This window comes from Ferdinandcohnia sp. GQ5, assembly GCF_059759275.1.
The window spans coordinates 81764-107115 of sequence record NZ_JCAXEW010000006.1; the positions used below are offsets into that span (position 1 = coordinate 81764).

Annotated in this window: 23 protein-coding genes; all 23 read left to right on the forward strand. The window is 37.0% G+C overall.

All coding sequences use genetic code 11. The features are described from left to right. The first annotated feature begins 47 nt into the window (after positions 1 to 47). The 23 genes from bshC (at position 48) to AC6CHV_RS09220 (ending at position 25236) form a co-directional block, all read left to right on the forward strand. The gene (gene bshC / locus AC6CHV_RS09110; protein WP_341331972.1) at positions 48 to 1673 is read left to right on the forward strand and encodes a bacillithiol biosynthesis cysteine-adding enzyme BshC; all 1626 of its coding nucleotides are present in this window, start codon (positions 48 to 50) and stop codon (positions 1671 to 1673) included. Between the two features lie 120 nt (positions 1674 to 1793). Then, positions 1794 to 2225 (forward strand): division/cell wall cluster transcriptional repressor MraZ, encoded by a 432-nt coding sequence (gene mraZ / locus AC6CHV_RS09115; protein ID WP_121449086.1) that lies wholly within the window; start codon positions 1794 to 1796, stop codon positions 2223 to 2225. Between the two features lie 289 nt (positions 2226 to 2514). Beyond that, positions 2515 to 3447 carry a 16S rRNA (cytosine(1402)-N(4))-methyltransferase RsmH gene (gene rsmH, locus AC6CHV_RS09120; protein ID WP_341331971.1) on the forward strand — a complete coding sequence of 311 codons (933 nt, stop codon included), beginning with the start codon at positions 2515 to 2517 and terminating at the stop codon, positions 3445 to 3447. A gap of 52 nt (positions 3448 to 3499) precedes the next feature. Then, positions 3500 to 3862, forward strand: coding sequence for a cell division protein FtsL (ftsL, locus tag AC6CHV_RS09125; protein ID WP_341331970.1), 363 nt, complete (start codon positions 3500 to 3502; stop codon positions 3860 to 3862). Between the two features lie 2 nt (positions 3863 to 3864). After that, complete coding sequence (locus AC6CHV_RS09130; protein WP_341331969.1) at positions 3865 to 6072, forward strand: penicillin-binding protein; 2208 nt, start codon at positions 3865 to 3867, stop codon at positions 6070 to 6072. A 180-nt stretch (positions 6073 to 6252) separates the two neighbouring features. Further along, a complete protein-coding gene (locus AC6CHV_RS09135; RefSeq protein WP_341331968.1) occupies positions 6253 to 8208 on the forward strand; it encodes a stage V sporulation protein D in 1956 nt (651 codons plus the stop codon). 209 nt (positions 8209 to 8417) lie between these two features. Then, positions 8418 to 9881 (forward strand): UDP-N-acetylmuramoyl-L-alanyl-D-glutamate--2,6-diaminopimelate ligase, encoded by a 1464-nt coding sequence (locus AC6CHV_RS09140; RefSeq protein WP_341333548.1) that lies wholly within the window; start codon positions 8418 to 8420, stop codon positions 9879 to 9881. Next, positions 9882 to 10328: a hypothetical protein gene (locus tag AC6CHV_RS09145; RefSeq protein WP_341331967.1), complete on the forward strand. Its 447-nt coding sequence runs from the start codon at positions 9882 to 9884 to the stop codon at positions 10326 to 10328. Between the two features lie 2 nt (positions 10329 to 10330). Beyond that, positions 10331 to 11305, forward strand: a complete 975-nt coding sequence (gene mraY / locus AC6CHV_RS09150; protein ID WP_341331966.1) for a phospho-N-acetylmuramoyl-pentapeptide-transferase — start codon at positions 10331 to 10333, stop codon at positions 11303 to 11305. Further along, positions 11306 to 12655, forward strand: coding sequence for a UDP-N-acetylmuramoyl-L-alanine--D-glutamate ligase (gene murD, locus AC6CHV_RS09155; RefSeq protein WP_341331965.1), 1350 nt, complete (start codon positions 11306 to 11308; stop codon positions 12653 to 12655). It begins immediately after the preceding gene. A gap of 174 nt (positions 12656 to 12829) precedes the next feature. After that, positions 12830 to 13930 (forward strand): stage V sporulation protein E, encoded by a 1101-nt coding sequence (spoVE, locus tag AC6CHV_RS09160; RefSeq protein ID WP_304215876.1) that lies wholly within the window; start codon positions 12830 to 12832, stop codon positions 13928 to 13930. Positions 13931 to 14038: 108 nt separating this feature from the next. Further along, entirely contained in the window at positions 14039 to 15127 is a 1089-nt protein-coding gene (gene murG / locus AC6CHV_RS09165) for an undecaprenyldiphospho-muramoylpentapeptide beta-N-acetylglucosaminyltransferase (protein WP_341331964.1), read from the forward strand. An 82-nt stretch (positions 15128 to 15209) separates the two neighbouring features. Beyond that, positions 15210 to 16118: a UDP-N-acetylmuramate dehydrogenase gene (gene murB / locus AC6CHV_RS09170; RefSeq protein WP_341331963.1), complete on the forward strand. Its 909-nt coding sequence runs from the start codon at positions 15210 to 15212 to the stop codon at positions 16116 to 16118. 202 nt (positions 16119 to 16320) lie between these two features. Continuing rightward, complete coding sequence (locus AC6CHV_RS09175) at positions 16321 to 17130, forward strand: cell division protein FtsQ/DivIB (RefSeq protein WP_341331962.1); 810 nt, start codon at positions 16321 to 16323, stop codon at positions 17128 to 17130. Then, positions 17120 to 17821, forward strand: coding sequence for a DUF881 domain-containing protein (locus tag AC6CHV_RS09180; protein ID WP_121449127.1), 702 nt, complete (start codon positions 17120 to 17122; stop codon positions 17819 to 17821). Before AC6CHV_RS09175 ends, AC6CHV_RS09180 begins: the two co-directional genes overlap by 11 nt. Positions 17822 to 17856: 35 nt before the next feature. Next, positions 17857 to 18561, forward strand: coding sequence for a DUF881 domain-containing protein (locus AC6CHV_RS09185; protein ID WP_498078761.1), 705 nt, complete (start codon positions 17857 to 17859; stop codon positions 18559 to 18561). Positions 18562 to 18585: 24 nt separating this feature from the next. Then, a complete protein-coding gene (locus AC6CHV_RS09190; RefSeq protein WP_010282644.1) occupies positions 18586 to 18948 on the forward strand; it encodes a small basic family protein in 363 nt (120 codons plus the stop codon). A 129-nt stretch (positions 18949 to 19077) separates the two neighbouring features. Next, positions 19078 to 20370 carry a cell division protein FtsA gene (gene ftsA / locus AC6CHV_RS09195; RefSeq protein ID WP_341331960.1) on the forward strand — a complete coding sequence of 431 codons (1293 nt, stop codon included), beginning with the start codon at positions 19078 to 19080 and terminating at the stop codon, positions 20368 to 20370. A gap of 45 nt (positions 20371 to 20415) precedes the next feature. After that, entirely contained in the window at positions 20416 to 21576 is a 1161-nt protein-coding gene (ftsZ, locus tag AC6CHV_RS09200) for a cell division protein FtsZ (RefSeq protein ID WP_341331959.1), read from the forward strand. Positions 21577 to 21963: 387 nt separating this feature from the next. Continuing rightward, a complete protein-coding gene (spoIIGA, locus tag AC6CHV_RS09205) occupies positions 21964 to 22890 on the forward strand; it encodes a sigma-E processing peptidase SpoIIGA (protein ID WP_341331958.1) in 927 nt (308 codons plus the stop codon). A gap of 266 nt (positions 22891 to 23156) precedes the next feature. Beyond that, the gene (gene sigE / locus AC6CHV_RS09210; protein ID WP_099352346.1) at positions 23157 to 23876 is read left to right on the forward strand and encodes an RNA polymerase sporulation sigma factor SigE; all 720 of its coding nucleotides are present in this window, start codon (positions 23157 to 23159) and stop codon (positions 23874 to 23876) included. A gap of 55 nt (positions 23877 to 23931) precedes the next feature. Further along, a complete protein-coding gene (sigG, locus tag AC6CHV_RS09215; RefSeq protein ID WP_099352347.1) occupies positions 23932 to 24801 on the forward strand; it encodes an RNA polymerase sporulation sigma factor SigG in 870 nt (289 codons plus the stop codon). Positions 24802 to 24990: 189 nt separating this feature from the next. After that, entirely contained in the window at positions 24991 to 25236 is a 246-nt protein-coding gene (locus AC6CHV_RS09220; RefSeq protein WP_099352348.1) for a YlmC/YmxH family sporulation protein, read from the forward strand. Positions 25237 to 25352 lie beyond the last annotated feature (116 nt).

Genomic DNA, 25352 nt, shown 5'->3' on the forward strand with positions numbered 1-25352 from the left:
TACTCATCTAAGATACATACTGGATAAGAAAGGAAGAACAAGAATTTATGGAGGTTTTGGATCTCTCTTTGCCATCATCAAATCGATTAGTCAATGACTATCTTTTAAATAAAATGGATATAGAGAAATTTTTCGATTATGATATACATTCTCCCCTTGTCTATGAGATAAGAAAAAAGGACATACAAAAAAGGCATTTTGAACGTGAAAAACTTGTTGAGCATTTGCTAACCTTTAATAAAAGATTCAATTATCATCAACACACGATCGAGAATATTAACAAGCTACTTGATCCAAGTAGTGTCGTGGTGATTGGTGGGCAACAAGCGGGTATTTTAACTGGGCCATTATATACGATCCATAAAATCGTATCTATTATAAAACTTGCAAAAGAGCAAGAGGAGAAATTAAATGTACCGGTTTTACCAGTGTTTTGGATTGCGGGAGAAGACCATGATTTTGCGGAGATCAATCATCTCTATGTAAATCTACAAAATGGTATTCGAAAAAGGACTGTTCCACAATATCACAATCGTAAAACAATGGTTTCATCGATTGAAATTGAACAAGCGGGATTTTTAGAATGGATTGAAGAAATCTTTGAGACATATGGTGAAACAAACTATACGAATCGTCTTCTGGACCGTTTAACTGGGTTTGTAGAAAACTCAAAAACATATGTTGATTTCTTTGTACACATTATTAATGATCTTTTTGGAGAAACCGGTCTTATCCTTGTTGATTCAGGATCAAAAGAACTTAGAACTATTCAATCACAATTCTTAAGAAAAATGGTTGAAAAAAATAGAGAACTCCATGATGGATTGTTGCTTCAGCAAGAGGTATTGTCATCTAATCAATACTCAAAAATGATTGAAATGAACGAGTCAAGTGCTAACCTTTTTTATACCCAAAATGATGAACGTATTTTACTTGAGTATAATGTGGAACATGATGTGTTTAGTGGGAAAAACAATGAATGTATACTTTGTGGAGACGAATTACTTGAAGTTGCGGAGAAACAACCAGAACTTCTAAGTAACAATGTAGTAACAAGACCAGTTATGCAGGAGTTCTTGTTCCCAACATTAGCTTTTATTTCCGGACCTGGCGAGGTTTCATACTGGGCCGAGTTAAAAAAAGTGTTTGCCGTCATGGAGATTCAGATGCCACCTGTTGTACCAAGACTCATGATGACAATTGTAGAAAGGGCGATCGAGTCTAATATCGAAGAAGTGGGATTAACAATTCCAGCTACCCTTTCCGGAGAACTTTCAAAAGTGAAACAGTCTTGGTTGGAACAACAAACAGCTGATGTGGACGGGATTATCCTAGATGCGAAAAAAGAAGTAGAGCAAATTCATAAGAAAATACGAAAAGTGGGGCTTGAAGTTGATTCAGGATTAGGGGATCTCCTCTTGAAAAATGCTCAAAATATTCAATCCCAGCTTGACTTCTTGAAGAACACTATAAACCGAAGTATTTTAAACCGTAATGAAATTGAATTGAATCGTTTTAACCGAATTGAAAAATCTCTTCTACCACTTGGCTCCCCACAGGAGAGAGTTTGGAATGTTTTTTATTATTTAAATAAATACGGAGACGATTTTATCCAAGATTTATTAGTACTTCCGTTTGAATTTAACGGAAAGCATAAGGTAGTAATAATGTAGAATATGACGAAAATCCTCGGAATTCCGGGGATTTTTTTTATTTGGTAATTTTATATAAAAACCGGTGGTGGAAAGTGGGGGATTGTGGTAAGATAAAGTCAGAAAGTGGGGACAATGGATATGTTCATGGGAGAATACCATCATACTGTTGATACGAAAGGCCGAATGATTATACCTGCTAAGTTTCGAGAAAACCTAGGTGAAACATTTGTTTTAACTAGAGGTTTAGATCAGTGCTTATTCGGTTACCCACAATCAGAATGGAAAATACTTGAGGAAAAATTAAAAACACTCCCACTTACTAAAAAAGACGCCCGTGCGTTCACGCGTTTTTTCTTTTCTGGAGCCATTGAATGTGAACTTGATAAACAAGGAAGAGTAAATATTGCATCACCGTTAGTTTCATACGCTGGGCTTGAGAAGGAATGTGTAGTACTTGGAGTATCAAACCGTATTGAAATTTGGAGTAAGGAGAAGTGGGAAGAATATTTTGCTGCTTCCGAAGAATCTTTTTCTGATATAGCTGAAAATATGATCGGTTTTGATATATAACTTTATTCTGTCGGATTCACTTTTTTTATGGTGTGATGAATACTTTATGAGTATAATATTTTGGGAGGATTCAAACCCAGACTGAATAAAGTTATAGCCGCCGGCGGATTCCACGATTTTTCAAAGGTAGTTTTTTGAGAATAAGATTAAGACTCTGAACGCCACTTCCTGTGGCAACGTCTTAGTGACCCTCATCGTACTAAAAAATCGGGTGGCAAATAAGCCAAGGCGCATTTGAATGAACTCTTGTGTACAAAATAAGTGTATTACTGAAATAAGAGGTGCTAACATGTTCAAACACAAAACCGTTCTATTAGAAGAGGCTGCTGATGGATTGAAGATTCGTCCAGATGGAATATACGTAGACTGCACACTTGGTGGTGCAGGACATAGTTCATACATAGCTTCAAAACTTTCAAACAAGGGGAAGCTATATGCTTTTGATCAAGACGATATTGCAATTCAAAATGCAAAGGACAAGCTTGCGGAATATGGTGACATTGTTACCATCATCAAAAGTAATTTTGCCCACTTATCTGAGAAATTACATGAACAAGGTGTAACGGTTGTTGATGGAATTCTGTTTGATTTGGGAGTCTCATCACCACAATTAGACACACCGGAAAGAGGATTTAGCTATCACCACGATGCACCACTTGATATGAGAATGGACCAAAATGCAACTTTGTCGGCTTATGATATTGTCAACAATTGGTCGTATGAGCAAATGGTAAGAATCTTTTTTCAATACGGTGAAGAAAAGTTTTCAAAGCAAATTGCTAGAAAAATAGAGGCTGCAAGAGAAAAGAAACACATTGAAACAACTGGAGAATTGGTGGAGTTAATTAAAGAGGGAATTCCTGCTGCGGCTAGAAGGACCGGCGGACATCCAGCAAAAAGAATTTTCCAAGCGATTCGAATTGCAGTAAACGATGAATTAAAGGTATTTGAAGATGCTATTCACCAGTCAATTGAGCTTTTGGCAACAGGTGGGCGAGTCAGTGTCATAACCTTCCACTCACTGGAGGATCGGATTTGTAAGGTTGCCTTTAAAAAGGCAAGTGAAGGTCCACCTCTACCACCAGGAATTCCGATTATACCTGATGAATATAAACCTACATTAAAACTTATCACAAGAAAACCGATATTACCTACAGAGGAAGAATTAGAGGCAAACAAAAGAGCCCGTTCTGCAAAGTTGAGGATTGCAGAGAAACTTTGAGTTTCGCGGCTTCATTAATAATAAATAGAAGAGATACTTAAGGAGGGATATGATGGGTAATTTAGCATACAAAGTTAGACAAACAGAAAACTATCAACCAAATCAGACACCAAGAACACGACCGGAAAGAAGACAGAAATTTCGATTTTCATTAGGAGAAAAGTTATTAGGGATTATATTCTCTGTAGCTGTGGTATTCTGCGCAATTCATATCATATCTAACCAAGTATCTATCTACAATACAAATATCGAAATCCAACAAATCGAAGCATCAATTAATAAACAAACAAAAACAAACAGTGACCTTTATGTACAAGTTCAAGAACTAAGTGAATATGAGCGTTTATGGGAAAAAGCAAGAGAACTCGGACTTGTTTTAAATGAGAATAACGTTAAAGTGGTTCAAGGAAAATAATCATGAAAATAAAGGTTAAAAATAACAATATAAACAGAGGAGCAGCATTTATTAGTATAATATTTGCTTTGCTCTTTTTTACATTGATGGCAAGATTTGTGTATATCCAAGGTACGGGTAAGGTTGATGGTGTTGTATTAGCAGCTTTAGCAGAAGAAAAATATACAAAGCAAAGAGCAATTGAAGCAAAACGAGGAGCTATTTATGACCGCAACGGAAATCCAATTGCTGAGGACACTTCTTCATTTACAGTGGTTGCAATCCTCGATGAAGAACTAACAATAAATGAAGATGATCCTAAACATGTAGTAGATCCTGAAGAAACAGCAAGTAAACTCGCGCTGTTATTAAAAATGGATGAGAATGAAATATATAAAATTTTAACAAAGCCTGATAGAAAACAGGTTGAGTTTGGTACTAATGGTCGAGATATCAGTACCTCGCTTAAGCAAGAAATTGAATCATTAGAATTGCCTGGCATCGCTTTTAGAAGAGAATCAAAACGTTACTATCCCAATGGGACGTTTGCATCACATCTTGTTGGTTATGCCGCTAAAGTAACCGATAATGAAACAAAAAAAACGGATACAGTCGGGAAGATGGGGATTGAAAAAGACCTCGATAAATATCTTCGTGAAGAAGATGGTTATATGAAATTTCAAAGTGATACAAAAGGGTATAAGCTTCCGGACGCAAAAGAACAAATAGTTGCTCCCGATAATGGAAGTAATGTTTATTTAACGATTGACCAAACGATCCAAACATTCTTAGAGGACGCCATGAACACGGTTGTTAAGGAATATAAGCCTAAAAAAGTGATCGGTGTTGTTGCCAATCCAAAGACTGGTGAAATCTTGGCTATGTCAACAAGACCCAGCTTTGACCCTAATGTTAGAAATATCGAAAATTACTTGAATGATGTAATTGCCTACCCGTATGAACCAGGTTCAACAATGAAGATATTCACGTTAGCAGCAGCGATAGAAGAAGGAGTCTACAACGGGAATGCAAAATTCTCTTCCGGCAGCTACTCTGTGGGTGGAGAAACCATTCGTGACCATAACAGGGTAGGTTGGGGTTCAATTACCTATGACGAAGGTGTGCTAAAATCTTCGAACGTTTCATTTGCAAAAATTGCAAATGAGCAATTAGGTACGGATAAATTATTGGAGTATTTAGGTCGTTTTGGTCTTGATCGACCAACAGGGATTGATTTAGAGGGTGAAGTTGAGAATAAGATAAACTTTAAATGGGAGATCGACAAGGTATCAACAGCATTCGGACAAGCATCCTCTGTTACTCCAATACAGCAGGTTCAGGCCGCAACAGCCATAGCGAATGGCGGAAAGATGATGAAACCATATATTGTTGATAAAATTGTAGACCCTGATACGAATAAAACAATTGTAGACCATGAGCCAAAAGTAGCAGGTCAACCAGTGTCAGCTAAAACCGCTAAGCATGTGTTAGATTTGTTAGGTAAAGTGGTAACGGATGGAACGGGAAGACAATATAACTTAGAAGGTTACCAAGTGGCAGGGAAAACAGGTACTGCTGAAATTCCGAGTCCTCAGGGTGGGTATTTATATGGAAGAGGGAATTATATTTATTCGTTTCTTGGAATGGCCCCACTAGATAACCCGAAACTTGTGGTTTATGTAGCAGTTCAACAACCAGAGCTTAAGGATACCGACATTGGAAACGAACCAGTTGCACTTGTATTCAATCATGTTATGAAAAATAGCCTACAGTATTTAAATATTCAACCAACAGATGAAAGCACAGAAAATAATGTGCATGTAGATCAAGAAATAGTAACTGATTCTTATGCTGGAAAATCAAAAGTAGAGGCACTAGCAACAATTGAAAAGCAAAGCCTTAAAGCGACTGTGATTGGAAATGGAAAGAAGATCATTGCTCAAATCCCAAAACAAGGGGAGAAAGTTTTACCCAATGAACATATTTTCCTTCTTACCGACCAGGATGCAACCCTTCCGGACATGACAGGTTGGTCTTTACGGGATGTCATGATGTTAGCTGATTTAACAAATATCGAAGCATCTTATAGTGGTAATGGTTATGTTATCAAACAAAGCTTAGAGCCTGGATCCATCTTAAAAAATGGAGATAAGCTAACAGTAACCCTTGAAACACCATATGCATCGGGAGAAGATCCTGTTGAAGAAGAGAATAATGACAAGGAACAATAAAGGAACTGATTTTTCAGTTCCCTTTTTTTGTTCCATATTTATAGGTTTATCAACCTTCTGCTCCAGCGTATTTGATTTGTTCTATTCATTCCTGTACAAGCATATATTTAGACGAGCCTTGGATTTTAAAGTGATTTGCACTTTTTAGGGCGCTTACGTTTTAATAGGAGGTACAACAATATGCGTGTTTCGAACGTAACAGTACGAAGAAGGTTGTCAATAGTACTATTTATAGGGTTTTTATTATTTCTGATTATTGATGTTCGATTAGGGTATGTTCAATTTTTTGTAGGAGAAAAGCTAACTGCTCTCGCAAAAGATTCATGGAGCCGTGACATTCCGTTTGAGCCCGAGCGAGGGAAAATTCTCGATCGCAATGATGTAGTTCTCGCCACCAATCAAAGTGCTCCGACTGTTTTAGTTGTTCCTAGACAAATTGAAAACCCTGCTGAAGCAGCAGAAAAACTTGCTGCAGTATTAAATATGTCAAAAGAGAAAGCATTTAAAAAAATTACTCAAAATGAGTCTAAGGTATATATCAATCCTGAGGGCAGAAAAATCTCTCATGAAAAAGCAAATGAAGTCCGTGCTCTTGGGATAAAGGGTGTTTACATAGCAGAAGATTCGAAACGTCATTATCCTTTTGGTAGCTACCTTTCCCATGTATTAGGCTTTGCTGGTATCGATAACCAGGGGTTAACAGGACTAGAAAAAAGTTATGATGAAGAGTTAAAGGGTGAAAAAGGAAGTGTTCAGTTTTATTCTGATGCGAAAGGTAGAAGAATGCCAGATATCGCAGATGATTATACACCTCCGAAGGACGGTTTGGACTTGAGGCTAACGATTGATACGAAAATTCAAACCGTAATTGAAAGGGAACTTGATAATACCGAAGCACAATACAACCCAGATGGAATCATTGCGATTGCAATGAATCCAAATAATGGAGAAATATTAGGAATGTCTTCTAGACCTGATTTCGATCCAGCTAACTTTAGGAACGTCCCACAAGAAGTATATAACCGTAACCTCCCAGTTTGGAGTACGTATGAACCTGGTTCAACTTTTAAGATTATTACACTTGCGGCTTCCTTAGAAGAAGGAAAAGTCAACTTAGAGAATGATCATTTTACGGATCCTGGTTTTGCCAAAGTAGGGGGAGCAACCCTAAAGTGCTGGAAAAGGGGCGGACATGGGCATCAAACCTTCTTAGAGGTTGTACAAAACTCATGTAACCCAGGATTTGTAGAACTAGGCACTAGATTAGGAAAAGATACCTTATTTAAGTATATAAAGAATTTTGGATTTGGACAAAAGACTGGAATTGATCTCCAAGGAGAAGGGACAGGAATTTTATTTAAACCTGAAAATGTCGGTCCTGTCGAGTTGGCTACAACAGCATTCGGTCAAGGGGTAGCTGTAACACCGATTCAGCAGGTCACGGCTGTAGCCGCAGCTGTAAATGGAGGAACCTTGTATAAGCCATATGTGGCTAAAGAATGGGTGGACCCTATAACAGGCAAGGTTGTTAAACGAAATGAGCCTGAAGCCGTAAGGAGTGTCATTTCAGAAGAAACATCCAAACAGGTTCGTTTTGCACTAGAAAATGTTGTTGCCAAAGGTTCTGGTGGTGGAGCTTATGTGGATGGTTATCGTGTAGGTGGTAAAACAGGTACTGCCCAAAAATCGAAAAAAGGTGGAGGTTATTTACAAAATAACCACATCGTATCCTTTATTGGATTTGCACCGGCGGATGACCCACAAATAGTGGTATACATTGCCGTAGATAACCCAAAAGGAACTGTGCAATTCGGTGGAGTAGTAGCAGCGCCAATCGTTGGAAATATTATGCGTGAAAGCTTACCGTTGCTAGGTATTGAAAAGCGTGATAATCAAATTGAAAAAGAGATCAAATTGTGGACTGATAAAAAATATCTTGAAGTTCCTGATGTGATTGGGTTGACAAAACAAGAGCTTCAACAACAATTAATGAATATAAAACTGGATATTAGTGGAGAAGGAAATGTTGTCGTTGACCAAGCTCCAAATGCAGGGGAACGAGTTCAAGAAGGAACAACATTACGAATCCATCTCGGGGAAGCCGCGGATAAAAAAGAATCAAAAGATAAGAATTAAGTAGCCAAAGGATTCCCCTTTAGGCTTCTTTTTTCTGTAAAAAGGAATACCTTTAATATAGAGGAATAAAATTTTTTGTAAGGTGTCCTTTTGTTTAATGTCTAATAGGTAAATAGGGTACTAGACAACATCGTAAGTCTGGAGTAACATGTTAATCTGGTGCCGATTCGACAGAGTAAATCTTTCGAGGGGAAATGGTAAAATTCATGATGAGATTACAAGAATTGTTAGCTAACTTGCATGATTTTACGGAAAAAGGTAGCGCCAACCCACTTATCACATCTCTTGAAATGGATTCAAGGGCGGTAGGAAAGGGAAGTTTATTCTTTTGTGTAGAAGGTAGTACGTATGATGGCCATTTATTTGCAAAGCAAGCGGAAGACCAAGGTGCTGTTGCGATTATTGCCGAAAAAGATGTCCAGGTATCCATTCCGGTTATCAAGGTAAAGAATACCCGAAGAATAATGGCTGTGTTGGCTGACGCTTTTTACCATCACCCGACACATCAACTTCATTTAATTGGTGTTACTGGGACAAATGGTAAAACGTCAATAACTCACATAATTGAGGAGATTTTTAAAGAAGCAGGCCAGAAAATTGGTTTAATCGGAACCATGCATACCAAAATTGGTGAAAAAACCATTGAAATGAAAAATACAACACCAGAATCAGTCATGCTGCAAAAGTATTTTAATCAAATGGTTTCTGAGAAAATAAACACAGCAGTCATGGAGGTTTCCTCACACGCCCTAGATATTGGAAGGGTACATGGATGTGATTTTAATATTGCTGTTTTTTCTAATTTGACTCAGGATCATTTGGATTACCACCAGACAATCGATGAGTATCGAAGGGTAAAAGGTCTATTGTTTACTGGATTAGGTAATCGATTTGACAATGATAATCCAAAATTTGCTGTATTAAATAATGATGACCCTGCTTCACGGGTATATACAAGGTCTACTTCAGCGACCATCATCTCATATGGAATTCATCATTCAGCTGATATTATGGCTTCACATATTCACATGACCGCCTCAGGAACAGAGTTTACGCTAACAACACCGTTTGGTTCTTACGAATTAAAAACGAAATTAATTGGCATGTTTAGTGTTTATAATGTGTTGGCAGCAATAGCTACTTGTATCATTTCGAAAATACCTATTTCAACGATTATTTCTGCAGTTGAAAAGGTAAAAGGTGTTCCCGGACGTTTTGAAATTGTCAACCAAGGGCAAAATTTTACTGTGATTGTGGATTATGCCCATACACCTGATAGTCTTGAAAATGTTTTGAAAACAGTAAAGGAGTTTTCAAAAGGGAAAATCTTTGTCATTATTGGATGTGGTGGGGATCGTGATCGGTCAAAGCGCCCAATTATGGCTAGGATTGCTGCAAAATTTGCGGATATCCCTATTTTCACATCAGATAATCCTCGCTCAGAAGATCCTGTTCAAATCCTAAAGGAGATGGAAGTTGGAGTAATAGGAGAAACATATATCACAATTCCTGATCGTGAAAAAGCAATATTTTATGCTATATCAAATGCGGGTGAGAATGATATAATAATCATTGCTGGCAAAGGACACGAAACTTACCAAATTATTGGGAATGAAATTCATTCGTTTGATGACCGCCTTGTTGCAGCACGTGCAATTAAGGAGTTGAAATAATTGTTATCCAATCAGGATTTATGGATTCTTTTTCAGGAAGCATATGGATTAAAGAGTCAGGACTTTTATTTTGAAGAAGTAATTACTGATCCAAACATTATAACGAAAAAAGGGCTATATATTTCAATTGAACAAGAAAAAAGGGATGAATTATTAAAGCGTGCGCTTTATAATGGTGTGGTTGCAGCAGTTTGGCCCAAGGATGAGAAATTACCGGGATTTCTTCCCAATCATTTCCCTGTATTTGTAGTACCAGAACCATTTCCAGCACTGAAACAAATCCTAGAATTCTATCTAAAAAAAATCGAAGAAAATGGGTATGATCAAATGACAAAATTTAGACTATTTACACATGTAACGGAAGAAATGAAACAAAACAATCCCATAGTGGATGAAATAACAAAGCTTACAAAAAAAGTTGCATTGAATGAAGAAGGGAGGGGATAAGAATGATAGAAGAAGTAGTCATTTACTCAATTGCAATAGGGTTTATAATAAGTGTCATTCTTTCCCCTATTTTTATCCCTTTCTTACGTAGATTAAAATTTGGACAAAGTATACGTGAGGAAGGACCTAAATCCCATCAAAAAAAATCAGGAACACCTACAATGGGTGGTATCATTATTATGGTTTCCATCTTACTTACTACACTATTAGTGTCAAATCGATTAGGTGAACTTTCTGTTACTACATATTTGCTTTTGTTTGTAACACTAGGATATGGGGTACTGGGCTTTTTAGACGACTTTATCAAAGTGGTATTAAAAAGGAATCTCGGTTTGACTTCAAGACAGAAACTGTTTGGTCAAATCCTTATTGCTATCATTTTTTATTTTATTTTCAAACAAAATAATTTTTCAACTGCGATCTCAATACCGGGTACAGATTTTGAATTTGATTTGAAACTTCTTTATGTACTGCTGTTAATTGTATGGTTAGTAGGGTTCTCCAATGCAGTCAACTTAACAGATGGTTTGGATGGATTGGTATCTGGTACAGCGGCAATTGCTTTTGGAGCATTTGCGGTTTTAGCTTGGAATCAGGCACAATATGATGTTGCAATTTTCTGTGTAGCTGTAGTCGGTGCAGTTCTTGGATTCCTCGTATTTAATGCCAACCCTGCTAAGGTATTCATGGGAGATACAGGTTCACTTGCACTTGGTGGAGCAATTGCAACAGTTGCTATCATGCTAAAGCTTGAAATATTATTGATATTAATTGGTGGCGTATTTGTAATAGAGACATTGTCTGTTATTATTCAAGTCATTTCATTTAAAACAACGGGAAGACGTGTTTTTAGAATGAGTCCTTTGCATCACCATTATGAATTAGTAGGATGGTCAGAATGGCGAGTTGTAGTAACATTTTGGACTGTCGGATTATTGTGTGCCATTCTTGGAATCTATATTGAGGTGTGGATTTAATTGAAAAAATCAGAGAAGTTTACTAATAAACATATTTTAATACTTGGACTTGCCAAAAGCGGCTTTGCTGCAGCAAAAGTTCTTCATGAGGTTGGGGCTGTTCTAACGGTTAATGACCAAAAGCCGTATGAAGAAAATGAGGCTGCTCAGGAACTAGAAAAAATGGGAATAAAAGTAGTGTGTGGAGGTCATCCAATTGCCATTTTGGATGATCATTTTGACTTTATTATCAAAAATCCTGGTATTCCATATAGTAATCCTATTATTGATAAGGCAATCAAGAGAGGAATCCCTATTTTAACGGAAGTGGAGTTAGCATACCATATTACCCCAGCAGATTTTATCGGGATTACGGGATCTAATGGGAAAACAACGACCACCACATTGATTTATGAAATGCTCGAAAAAGGAGAAAAATCTCCATTAATTGCAGGAAATATTGGAACTGTTTCTTGCGAGGTTGCACAAGGGGCAACAAAAGAAAATATTATAGTGACTGAGCTTTCATCTTTTCAATTAATGGGAATTGCAGATTTTGCTCCTAGAATTGCAGTGCTGTTAAATATTTTTGATGCCCATCTTGATTACCATGGAACAAAGGAAGAGTACATCAAAGCAAAGGCGAGAATTTTTGAAAATCAAACAGAAGCTGATTATTGTGTCATCAATATAGATGACAAAGATGTCATGTTTGCAGCCGAAAATGTTAGAAGTAAGAGAGTTCAATTTTCAACCACGAAAATATTACAAGAAGGCGCGTATATAAAAGATCAGGCGATTTATTTTAATGATGAGAAAATCATTGAAATTAAAGATATTGTTTTACCAGGTGTTCATAATCTCGAAAATATCTTGGCTGCAGTTGCGGTTGCTAAGCTCGTATCAACACCTAATCGTGCCATTAACGAGGTTTTAACAAGCTTTACAGGTGTTAAACACCGCCTCCAGTATGTAACTACTGTTGAAAATCGCAAATTTTATAATGATTCAAAAGCGACAAATATTCTTGCTACAAAGAAGGCGATTTCTGCCTTTGAGCAGCCAGTAATTTTGTTGGCAGGTGGACTAGACCGTGGAAATGAATTTGATGAACTTGTAGATGAACTAACACGTGTGAAAGCGTTGGTTCTATTTGGTCAAACAGCTAAAAAGCTTGAAAGAGCTGGCCAACTTGCTGGAATAGAAATCGTAAAAACTGTCGATAATGTTGAAGCAGCGGTAAAAGTAGCTTATGATCTTTCAAATGAGGGTGATGTCATCTTATTATCACCTGCATGTGCTAGCTGGGATCAACATAAAACATTTGAAGAAAGAGGAGACATTTTTATAAACGCCGTGCATAAGCTTTAGTAAGGGCTTGGACAATCTAGATTAATCTAGCTCCAGCGCCTAGCCCCTCGAGGTTATAAGCCAAATCACTCCAGAAATCAGGATTTCCTGCGTGATTCGTCTTATGCTTGTCGGGGCTAATCAAGGCGCTTGCGCTTTTTCCTTGCTCTGAATCTAGAATGTAGAGGTGTTTTGATTGTGACCCAGAGAACGACCCCGGATATCATTTTAATTATTACAACACTTACACTTTTAGCAGTTGGATTAATTATGGTGTACAGTGCCAGTGCAATATGGGCTACATATAAATTCGATGATTCGTTTTTCTTTGCTAAAAGACAATTATTATTTGCAAGTGTTGGTGTCATTGCGATGTTTTTCATCATGAATGTAGACTATTGGACTTGGAGAACCTGGGCAAAAGTGCTAATCATAATTTGTTTTGTTTTATTGGTTGCTGTACTAATCCCTGGAATTGGAATGGAGCGCAATGGTTCTCAAAGTTGGATTGGCGTTGGAGCATTTTCAATTCAACCATCAGAATTTATGAAATTAGCAATGATTGCGTTTTTGGCAAAATTTCTATCTGAGAATCAAAAGAAAATTACTTCCTTTAAAAAAGGTTTAATGCCATCACTGGGGCTTGTTTTTCTGGCTTTTGGTATGATTATGCTACAGCCTGATTTAGGAACGGGAACAGTAATGGTTGGAACATGTGTTGTGATGATCTATGTTGCGGGGGCAAGAATCTCCCATTTTGTAGGACTGGGCTTAATTGGAGTAGCGGGGTTTGTTGCCTTAATTTTATCGGCTCCATATCGAATAAAAAGGATTACATCCTTTTTAGACCCATGGGAAGACCCATTAGGTACTGGGTTTCAAATCATTCAATCTCTTTATGCAATTGGACCTGGAGGCTTATTCGGTTTAGGCTTGGGGCAAAGTCGACAGAAATTTTTCTACTTGCCAGAACCTCAGACTGACTTCATTTTTGCCATTCTGGCAGAAGAGTTAGGCTTTATCGGTGGTTCGTTTGTCATCATATTATTTAGTATTCTACTTTGGAGAGGCGTACGGATTGCTTTAGGTGCACCTGATTTATATGGAAGTTTCCTAGGAATCGGAATAATTGGAATGATTGCGATTCAAGTAATAATAAATATCGGAGTTGTAACTGGTCTCATGCCAGTAACGGGAATAACACTTCCCTTCTTAAGCTATGGAGGGTCTTCGTTAACCTTAATGCTGATGGCAGTCGGCGTCCTTTTAAATATTAGTAGGTATTCAAGGTATTAACCCAAAACATATGAATATATGTTATACTTAGAAAAGAGATTAACCCTGTTTACTTGAACAGGGTTAATCTAATTTTACGATAAACTTCCAAAAACGGGAGGAGTTTCCTTGAAAATAGTTGTTAGTGGTGGTGGAACAGGAGGGCATATTTATCCTGCGCTTGCCTTAATTAAAGAGATAAAAAAACTTAATCCTTCAGCCGAATTTCTCTATATTGGCACAGAAAAAGGGTTGGAAAGCAATATTGTAACACGTGAGGGGATCCCATTTAAAACAATCCATATCACTGGGTTCAAACGAAAGCTTTCTTTTGAAAATATTAAAACTATTACTCGGTTCCTAAAAGGTGTCCAAGATAGTAAGAAGTTTATAAAAGAATTTAAACCAGATGTTGTAATAGGTACAGGCGGTTATGTTTGTGGACCTGTTGTTTACGCAGCATCAAAATTACATATACCAACAATCATTCATGAACAAAATAGCATACCAGGCCTTACAAATAAATTTTTAAGCCGATATGTTGACAAAGTGGCAATCTGCTTTGAAGAAGCAGGTCAATTTTTCCCTAAAGAAAAAGTAATCCTTACAGGAAACCCTAGGGCGTCTGAGGTAATTGATAAAGATGGAAGTAAAGGGAGAGAATCTGTTGGTCTGAATAGTTCCCAAAAATCTGTTTTACTAGTTGGTGGAAGTAGAGGTGCCAAGCCGCTTAACGATGCATTTTTGAGTGCTTTATCTGAAGTAAAGGAAAAGAATTATCAATTTATCTATGTTACAGGTGAGGTTCATTATGAAAATGTACTTAATCGGGTAAAAGCGGTTGGAAATCCAGATAATGTAATCATCAAACCGTTTATTCACAATATGCCAGATGTTCTAGCAGGTGTTAACCTCGTTGTAGCTAGAGCAGGTGCGACAACCTTAGCTGAACTAACTGCATTAGGACTACCAAGCATTTTAGTACCAAGCCCATATGTAACAAATAACCATCAAGAGAAAAATGCAAGATCCCTAAGCGATAAGGGGGCAGCCATTTTGAGACTTGAAAGAGACCTTACAGGTTCTCAGTTAATTAAGGACATTGACTCAATTCTTTTAAACCCCATAAAACTTGAGGAAATGAAAAAAGCTTCTTCAGAAATTGGGATACCAGATGCTGCAAGTCGTCTTTACAATGTAATGAATGATCTAATTTAGGCGAATGTACCATGAAAGCAACAATGAGCATATACTACAGTAATGTCTGTTCTGTGTCGAGATGCAGATGAAGGAGGTAATCATGGAAAATATAGTGAAAGAACTTCAAGAGTCGAATGTTGGAAAGGTTATAGAGAGTGAACCTTTATCTAAGCATACAACCATCAAGATTGGTGGTCCGGCAGATTTATTTATCGAACCAAATAGTATAGAATCCTTAAAAAAGACCCTTGAAATAATAAAAAAACACGGAATTAAATGGCGGGCAATCGGAAGAGGTTCAAATCTTCTAGTTTCTGATAAAGGTATTGAAGGGGCAGTTATTAAACTAGGCAATGGTATTAATCATATGGACTTACAAGGTACAACATTAACAGTGGGTGCTGGTTACTCAATCGTAAGTCTTGCTGTACAAATTGCAAAAAAAGGATTGTCAGGACTTGAATTTTCAAGTGGTATTCCTGGTTCCATCGGTGGTGCAGTCTATATGAACGCTGGGGCACATGGGTCTGATATCTCCAAAATATTAACTAAGGCACATATTTTATTCGATGACGGTAGTCTGGAATGGCTTTCAAATGAGGATATGGAATATTCCTACCGTACCTCGATCCTTCAAAAGAAACGACCTGGAATTGTAGTAGAGGCAACGTTTCAATTAACTGAAGGGGATAAAGCGGATATTTCGGCAGTCATGAAAAAAAATAAAGACTATCGAAGGAATACACAACCATGGGATCTCCCTTGTGCTGGAAGTATTTTCCGAAATCCACTTCCGCATTATGCAGGACAATTAGTAGAAAAATCAGGTTTGAAAGGCTACACCATTGGCGGAGCAAAAATATCCGAAATGCATGGTAATTTTATTGTGAATGCCGGAAATGCAAAAGCGCAGGATGTTCTTGATCTCATTCAATTCGTAAAGGAGAAAATCTATACTTTACACGGTGTGCGGATGGAAACAGAAGTTGAAATAATTGGTCGAATCTAGACAGATTCTACACCCATTTCTTAGGAAAATATGATATAATACAATAACATGTATGTGTTACTGTATAAGTTTCTAAACGGCATGTATACATGCCGTTTATTCTTTCGTTCAAAGGATTTTTACACTGCATGTTTTCGCCTATATAAAATGGACATGTTGTTATATTAAGATGATTACAGGAGATTTTCGATTCGCGGGGTGAATGTATTTGGCAAAGCAAAAGGTTGTTACAATAGAAGACCGAATTCCAAAGCTTAAGCAAAGAAGAAAACAAAAAGCTAATCGTCGTTTGATTATGTACATAACCTTTTTCTTTTTATTGCTTTCCGGAATTCTTTATTTCCAATCTCCTTTAAGTAAAATCGGTGAGATCACTATTACAGGCAACCAAAATATTACATCCGAACAAATTTCAAAGCTAAGCAAATTGAATGTTGGGACAAGCTTTTGGAAGGTTAATCAGGATGAAGTTAAACAAAATATTAAAAAACACCCTGAAATTAAGGACGTTACGATTCAAAAGCAATTTCCCAATAATATAAAGATAAATGTCAATGAGCTAAAAAGGGTAGGATATATAAGTGGTCATAATACTTTTTACCCAATCCTTGAAAATGGGAAGATTATTGAGAATGCCCAAAAATTTGGTTCAAAAGCGATCCCAGTGGACGCGCCAATTTTAATTGACTGGGATGATGAAGCATTAAAGTTGCTTACAAAGGAACTGAATAAAATCCAACCCTCAATTTCAAAGCTTATTTCTGAAATTCACCATACTCCTACAGAATATGATCCTCTTCAGATGACCCTTTACATGATTGATGGGTATGAAGTAAAAGCTACTGTACGAAATTTCGCGAAGAATATTACAGCATATCCTACAATTGTCAGTGAATTGGATCCATCACTAAATGGATATATTGAACTAGATGTAGTACCAACGTTTATTCCATACGAACAAGAGAGCACCAGTGAAGAAGGAGAGATGGTAACAGATGAAAGTGAAGGGTAAGCATGTGGTTCTTTCATTTGTTTGCTTAGTCCTTGGCTTTATGATTTCATTCTCGTACCAATTTACAAAAGAACAAATGGAATCAAGTCATGTCACTGAACAACAATGGAATGAAGAGACAAAAATACGAACGGAATTGAATGAACAAAATGAAAAAAATAATGAGCTTCAACTGAAGCTCATTGAGAAACAAAATCAAATCCAAGCAATCGAAGAAGATCTTGCCAAAGAGGAACAGGAACAAATTTACTATAATCTTGTTGAAGAAGTAGAAAAATATCGGATGGTCGTTGGTGAAATTGGTGTAAAAGGCCCAGGAGTTTCAGTTACACTTGAAGATTCCTCTTACGTTCCATCAGGACAAGATGTTAATAATTACCTAGTGCATGAGAGTCATTTATTTAAGGTAATTAACGAACTTTATGTATCTGGTGCCCAAGCGGTTTCTGTAAATGGAAAACGACTTAGTCATGATTCGTATTTATATTGTAATGGACCAGTTGTAGTGGTTGATGGCAAACCATATCCGGCACCATTTGTGATCACAGCAATTGGTGATCCCGATGTCCTCATACCGGCTCTAAATATGAATGGTGGAATTACAGACCAATTGATTCAAGATAATATAGTCGTGAAAATTGAGAACAAAACACAAATTCAAATGGACCCATTACTTAAAGCGAATGAATAAACCGGATGTTTGATAAAGAAGGCTAGGTGGTTTTCTTGGACAAAAAAACAGGAATTAGCTTCACTGTGATTACGTGTATAATTGGTTTTATGGTTGCTGTCCAATTCCAAACCATTAAAGAACCTGAAGTGCGAGATACACGTGATTTATGGCAATTGCGTGAGGATTTAAAGCAATCACAAGAATTATATACAGAATTATTAACAAAAATTTATACATATGAAGCAAAGTTGGAACAATACAAGAATCAACGAGATGACAGTAAAATGCTTATTCTTAAAGATACGCTTGATGAATTAAAGAAACAGGCGGGACTTACTCAAGTATCAGGTCCTGGGCTTACGATTACAGTTGAGCAATCGTTCAATGAAGCAGGAAGACAAGCAACAACTATTTCTCCGAGTTTGTTGAGATGGCTAGTGAATGAATTGAATTCTTATCAGGCAAAGGCGATTTCAATTGACGGCCACCGTGTTATTACGACAACGGTCATACGAGAAATTCAAGGAAGACCGAAAATTGATTCGTATTCTCTAAATCCATTACCAATTGAAATAAAAGTTATAGCAGACGATGCTGAAAGACTTTATAACAAGCTAAAAGCATCAGAAGCAGAGCGTCAATTCTTTATTGATAACCTGCGATTAAAAATATCAAAGCCCAGTAAAGTTGTAACAATTCCTGCATTTGATGACCCAATTAGGATTACAGAAATGCAACCTAATATGGAACCAGATTAAAAGTGATAAAGGTGGAACATAGTCATGTGGCTTCCAATTTTCGGTCTAATAGTCGGAATCATCCTCGGACTGTTATCGGAGTTCAAAATTCCAGCAGAGTATTCGAATTATTTATCGATTGCCGTTTTAGCAGCTCTTGATACTTTGTTTGGTGGGATTCGTGCCCATCTACAAAATATTTATGATCAGTCCGTATTTGTTTCTGGTTTCTTTTTTAATATCTTATTGGCAGCAAGTTTAGCTTTTCTAGGTGTGCATCTTGGTGTAGACTTGTACTTGGTAGCCGTTTTCGCATTTGGAGTAAGGCTATTCCAAAATATTGCGGTGATCCGACGAATAATTTTATCCAAATGGAGCCTTTCTCGTGATAAAATAGAAAAAAATTGATTTTTATAAAGGGAAAACCCCTATGGTTGTTGAATATTTTTCATATACAAAAATTATTATGAAAAATGTCAATTGTTGTTCGAAAAATGTTATAAGAAATGTGTTATGTAAAAAAGGAGGTGCCACAGAATGAACAGCAATGAAATATGTGTTAGTCTTGACATCGGTACATCCAATGTTAAGGTTATCATCGGTGAGATGGTTGATGATTCTCTTAACATAATAGGTGTGGGTAATGTTAAATCAGAAGGTTTGAAAAAAGGTTCAATTGTAGACATAGATGAAACCGTTCATTCTATTAAGAAGGCAGTTGAGCAAGCAGAAAGAATGGTAGGCATTTCTATTAATCAAGTAGTTGTATCCGTCCCTGCTATCAATGTTCAGTTACAGGATGCACATGGAGTAGTGGCAGTTTCTACAGAATCTCGTCAAAATCGCGAAATAAGCAATGAAGATGTCCTACGTGTAATCGATGCCGCACAATTTATTTCTCTACCACCAGAAAGAGAAATTATCGATATGATTCCAAAACAATTTATTGTAGATGGATATGATGAAATTAGTGATCCACGTGGTATGTTAGGTGTTAGGCTTGAAGTAGAGGGAACTATTATTACAACTTCACGTACGATTTTACATAACCTGCTGCGTTGTGTAGAAAAAGCAGGACTTGATATTACCGCAATTTCCTTACAACCTCTAGCATCAGGTTCAATTTCCTTATCTGATGATGAGAAAAACTTAGGGGTTGCTCTCGTGGATATTGGAGGAGGTTCTACAACTATTGCACTCTTCAAAAATGGTCATTTAAAAACAACAAGTGTTCTACCTGTTGGTGGGGACCATATTACGAAGGATTTAGCAATTGGCTTACGAACATCTACTGAAGATGCTGAGAAAATCAAAATTAAACATGGACATGCCTTTTACGACGATGCTTCTGATGAAGAAGTATTTGATGTTCCAATTATTGGCAGTGATCAACATGAAAGATTTACCCAATTACAAATTTCTGAAATTATCGAAGCTAGATTAGAAGAAATTTTACAATTAGCACAAAAAGAAATTAAGAAAATGGGTGTAGGAGATCTTCCTGGTGGCTTCGTTCTTACAGGTGGTGTAGCAAATATGCCTGGAGTATTAGAGTTATCTCAAATTGTGTTACGAAACAATGTTAGAATTGCAAAGCCAGACTATATTGGTGTTAGAGAACCTCAATACGCAACAGGTGTAGGGCTGTTACAGTTCGCATATGAGCAAGCAAGAATCCAAGGAAGAAAAATAAGCACCACTGTCCAGGTGGAAAATCCTGAGAAAAGACCTGCTAGACAGCCTCAAGCGAAAAGTCACCCTAAAAACTCAAAAGAAGAGCAGAATATCGGGAAAAAAGTTAAAAGGTTTTTCGGTCTCTTCTTTGAATAGTCAGTTTAAAAGAGAAGTATATTTGCAAATTAGGAGGATCTTATAATGTTAGAGTTTGATACAAACGTTGATCAATTAGCTACTATAAAAGTAATCGGTGTAGGTGGCGGTGGAAATAACGCGGTTAACCGAATGATTGAACATGGTGTTCAAGGCGTCGAGTTTATCGCAGTTAATACAGATGCCCAAGCCTTAAATCTTTCAAAAGCTGAAATAAAAATGCAAATCGGTGGGAAATTAACTCGCGGTTTAGGTGCCGGAGCCAATCCGGAAGTAGGAAAGAAAGCTGCGGAAGAGAGCAGAGAACAAATCGAAGAAGCTCTCAAAGGAGCCGATATGGTATTTGTTACTGCAGGTATGGGTGGTGGAACAGGTACAGGAGCTGCACCTGTAATTGCCCAAATTTCAAAAGATTTAGGTGCTCTAACAGTAGGTGTAGTAACTAGACCATTCACTTTTGAAGGTAGAAAGCGTCAAACGCAAGCTGCCGGCGGTATTGGTGCAATGAAAGAATCAGTTGACACGCTGATTGTCATTCCGAACGACCGTCTCCTAGAAATTGTTGATAAAAATACGCCAATGCTTGAAGCATTCCGTGAAGCAGACAATGTGTTGCGTCAGGGGGTACAGGGTATTTCTGACTTAATCGCTGTACCAGGGTTAATCAACCTTGACTTTGCTGACGTAAAAACAATTATGTCTAATAGAGGTTCTGCTCTTATGGGGATTGGTGTAGCAACAGGTGAAAACCGCGCTGCTGAAGCTGCAAAGAAGGCTATATCAAGTCCATTGCTTGAAACATCAATTGATGGTGCACAAGGTGTCCTTATGAATATTACAGGTGGTACAAACCTAAGTCTTTATGAGGTACAAGAGGCCGCAGATATTGTTGCATCAGCTTCAGATCAGGAAGTTAACATGATTTTTGGATCTGTAATTAATGAAAATCTAAAAGAAGAAATCGTCGTGACTGTTATTGCTACTGGTTTTACAGAAGCTGAAGTAAATCCAACACGTCCAGTTCGTCCTTCACTTAGTACTAAACCACAAGCACAAGCACAACCTCAACCACAGGTTCAGGTTTCGCCAAGAAGAGAGATTAGACGTGAGGAGCCGGTTCAGGAAATAAATACACGTAGTGCAGTTCATGTAGAAGAAGAAATTGATGTACCAACATTCCTACGTAACCGTAATAGAAGAGGATAAAAAGAAAAGCCCCAAGGCGCATACCTATCGGCAACAAGTATAAGAACAGTGCTGACAGAAGGCACTTTTTGCAGCCTTCAGAAGCGATGGGCTTTGACATAGAACCAGACAATAAAAAGGACTTCATAAATATTTAAAAAGGCATTCGACAATTTAGTTGTCGAATGCCTTTTTTCTATTTTTTCACCTATTTCTTTATATTCCTCTTCATTCTAACTTAACTGACAAAATAAGAACTAATCTTCCAAAATTTCTCTTTTATTATCGGCATGAAGTGACAGACTTCCATATAAGATGTACTATATACTATTTTTTAAGCTAACTAGTTTACCAATTGCAAATACATGTTTCGAAGGTAAAGTAACTTTTGGTGAAAGGAGAAATGGGGTGTCTATTTATTTAGATGTAATCTGGCTGTTAAACTTTTTCTTTGACGCCTTATTATTACTTTTAACTGCAATGATCCTAAAGAGAAAGATTGTAAAATGGAGAATCTTAGTAGGTTCATTTATTGGATCTTTGCTAGTGCTCTTAGTGGTTTCTCCTTTTGCAGAAATTGGGTCTCATCCTGTTACAAAACTTCTCTTTTCAATCGTAATTGTAGGAGTTGCTTTCGGATATAAACGATTTCGCTATTTTTTACAAGGATTATTAACCTTTTATTTTGCTACTTTCATGATTGGAGGTGGGATGATAGGGGTTCATTATTTTTTAGAATTTGATGTTCAGGTTTTTGATGGAACAATCATGACTCAGTCTACCAGCTACGGAAACCCAATTAGTTGGGGGTTTGTGCTAATCGGTTTTCCACTCTTATGGTACTTTTCAAAAAATAGAATGGAAGACATTGAAACGAAGAAAGTTTTCTATGATCAGATTGTTGCTGTGAAACTTGAAATAGATGATGTCATCTTGCATTTACAAGGTTTAGTCGACAGTGGAAATCAATTGTTCGACCCAATTACAAAGAGCCCAGTTATGATCTTAGACACAACAAAATATGAGGGTCAATTTCCAAAAGCACTGATGGAACAATCCAAAAATATTGAGCTCTTAACCAATGATTCTGCAACAGAATCTCATAAATGGGAAAGTCGTGTAAGACTTATTCCATATCGTGGGGTTGGCCAAGAACATCAATTCTTATTGGCAGTTAAACCTGACCGAATAACAATCTATCATCAAAATGAAGAAAATATCGTAAAAAAAGGATTGGTGGCATTCAACCATACTACCTTATCAACTGATGGGGAGTATGATTGTATCGTACATCCGAAAATGCTTGTTTCAAGCTCCATTCAGACAGCTTCATAATAAGTAAGGCTGTGTTAAAGGTCGATGTTGTTCTTTTTACTTTGTTGATTGGAGTGGAAGGTACGAGACTCCTGCTGGAAAAGCGTGTCCAAGGGAGACCCCGTAGGAGCTTAGCGACGAGGAGGCTTCCGGACCGCCCGCGGAAAGCGAGTACCTGCAGCGGAAATCAACACTATTGTTTAACAGAACCTAAGGAAAAATAAACAAATTTATTCTAATAAATATCATACTCACGCTTTTTACAAATTAGAAGGGAGAACTTATCTGTGGCTAAATTAAAATTAAAACTTACATATTGGTGGTATAAACTTTTAATAAAATTAGGTTTGAAGACAGATGAAATTTATTATATTGGTGGTAGCGAGGCTTTACCTCCACCGTTATCAAAGGATGAAGAAGAGGTTCTTTTAAATAAGTTGCCTAGTGGCGACCAAGCCGCAAGGTCGATTCTTATTGAAAGAAACCTAAGACTAGTAGTATATATCGCACGTAAGTTTGAGAACACAGGAATAAATATCGAAGATTTAATTAGTATTGGAACAATTGGGTTAATCAAGGCTGTCAATACCTTTAATCCTGAAAAGAAAATCAAACTTGCAACCTATGCATCTAGATGTATTGAAAATGAGATATTAATGTATTTACGACGAAATAATAAAATAAGGTCCGAGGTTTCCTTTGATGAACCATTAAATATTGATTGGGATGGTAATGAACTATTATTATCAGATGTTCTAGGAACAGACGAAGACATCATTACAAAGGATTTGGAAGCGAATGTCGACAGAAAATTATTAGTGAAGGCTCTTCATCAGTTAAATGATCGTGAAAAACAAATCATGGAATTAAGATTTGGATTAATTGGTGGAGAAGAAAAGACGCAAAAAGATGTTGCCGATATGCTTGGGATATCGCAATCGTATATTTCAAGACTAGAAAAGCGAATCATTAAACGACTTCGAAAAGAATTTAACAAAATGGTGTAAATAAAAATTATTTTTCCTTTATAGCTATTGATTTTACTGTTTTTATAAACAAGGTATGGAAATAGTTGTGAATTCGAAATGCATATTTTTCCCTCTAACGGAGATACTTAACTTTGTACAGCAACTCCTGTTAGGAGGGAAAGAATTGACTCGAAATAAAGTAGAAATTTGTGGTGTTGATACTTCAAAACTTCCAGTACTAAAGAATGAAGAGATGCGGCAATTATTCCGACAAATGCAAAGTGGCGATTTGTCAGCCCGCGATAAGCTCGTAAATGGGAATTTACGACTTGTTCTCAGTGTAATTCAACGGTTCAACAACAGAGGAGAATTTGTGGATGATTTATTTCAGGTCGGATGTATCGGTCTGATGAAATCAATCGACAACTTTGATCTTGGTCAAAACGTAAAGTTCTCCACCTATGCAGTCCCGATGATTATCGGCGAAATTCGGCGCTATTTACGAGACAACAATCCTATCAGGGTGTCGCGCTCATTGCGGGACATTGCCTATAAGGCTTTGCAAGTAAGAGAGCGTTTGATGAGTGAAACATCAAGGGAACCTACAGCAGAAGAAATTTCAAAGGTTCTTGAAGTGCCACATGAAGAAATTGTTTTTGCACTTGATGCGATTCAAGACCCTGTATCATTATTCGAACCGATTTATAATGATGGTGGGGATCCAATTTTTGTGATGGATCAATTAAGTGATGAACGAAACCGTGATTCAAATTGGATTGAAGAGATTGCCTTAAAAGAAGGAATGAGACGACTAAATGATCGTGAAAAACTAATCCTTCGAAAACGATTTTTTCAAGGGAAAACACAAATGGAAGTTGCTGAAGAAATCGGAATCTCTCAAGCTCAAGTTTCACGTCTTGAAAAAGCAGCTATTAAACAAATGAATAAGAACATCCAAAATTAATGATGGATTCGTCCAGTAAATGGACAAGTTATAGCATGTATAGTGTGAAATATCAGACATTCGGTGAAATCGAATGTCTTTTTTATCGCCTTTTTATCGTGTGAAATTAAAGCCTTTCACTTCGTCTAATTTTGTCTCATAAAAGGCAGTAATCCAGTCATATAGTTTACTATAAGGAGGCGGAGGGAAATGGTGAAAATTTCTGATTTTCAGGCGAAGGATGTTGTAAGTGTTGTTGATGGAAAAAGACTTGGTAATATTGGCGATATCGACATTAACTTAACAACAGGAAAAATAGAGTCCATTATTATAGGTGGCTATGGAAAAGTATTAGGCATATTTGGTCGTGAGGAAGAGATTGTGATTCCATGGAGAAACATTATCAAAGTCGGTAAGGATGTGATTTTAGTGCGAACTCAGAATACAATTGAGTAATCGCGCTAAATTTTGACATTTTTCCTAACATATTCTCCTTTCTTTTGCTAAGATGTGATAAAATAGGCAGAAGAAGGAGTCATTATCTGAATACAAAATATTGTCATCATATCTAG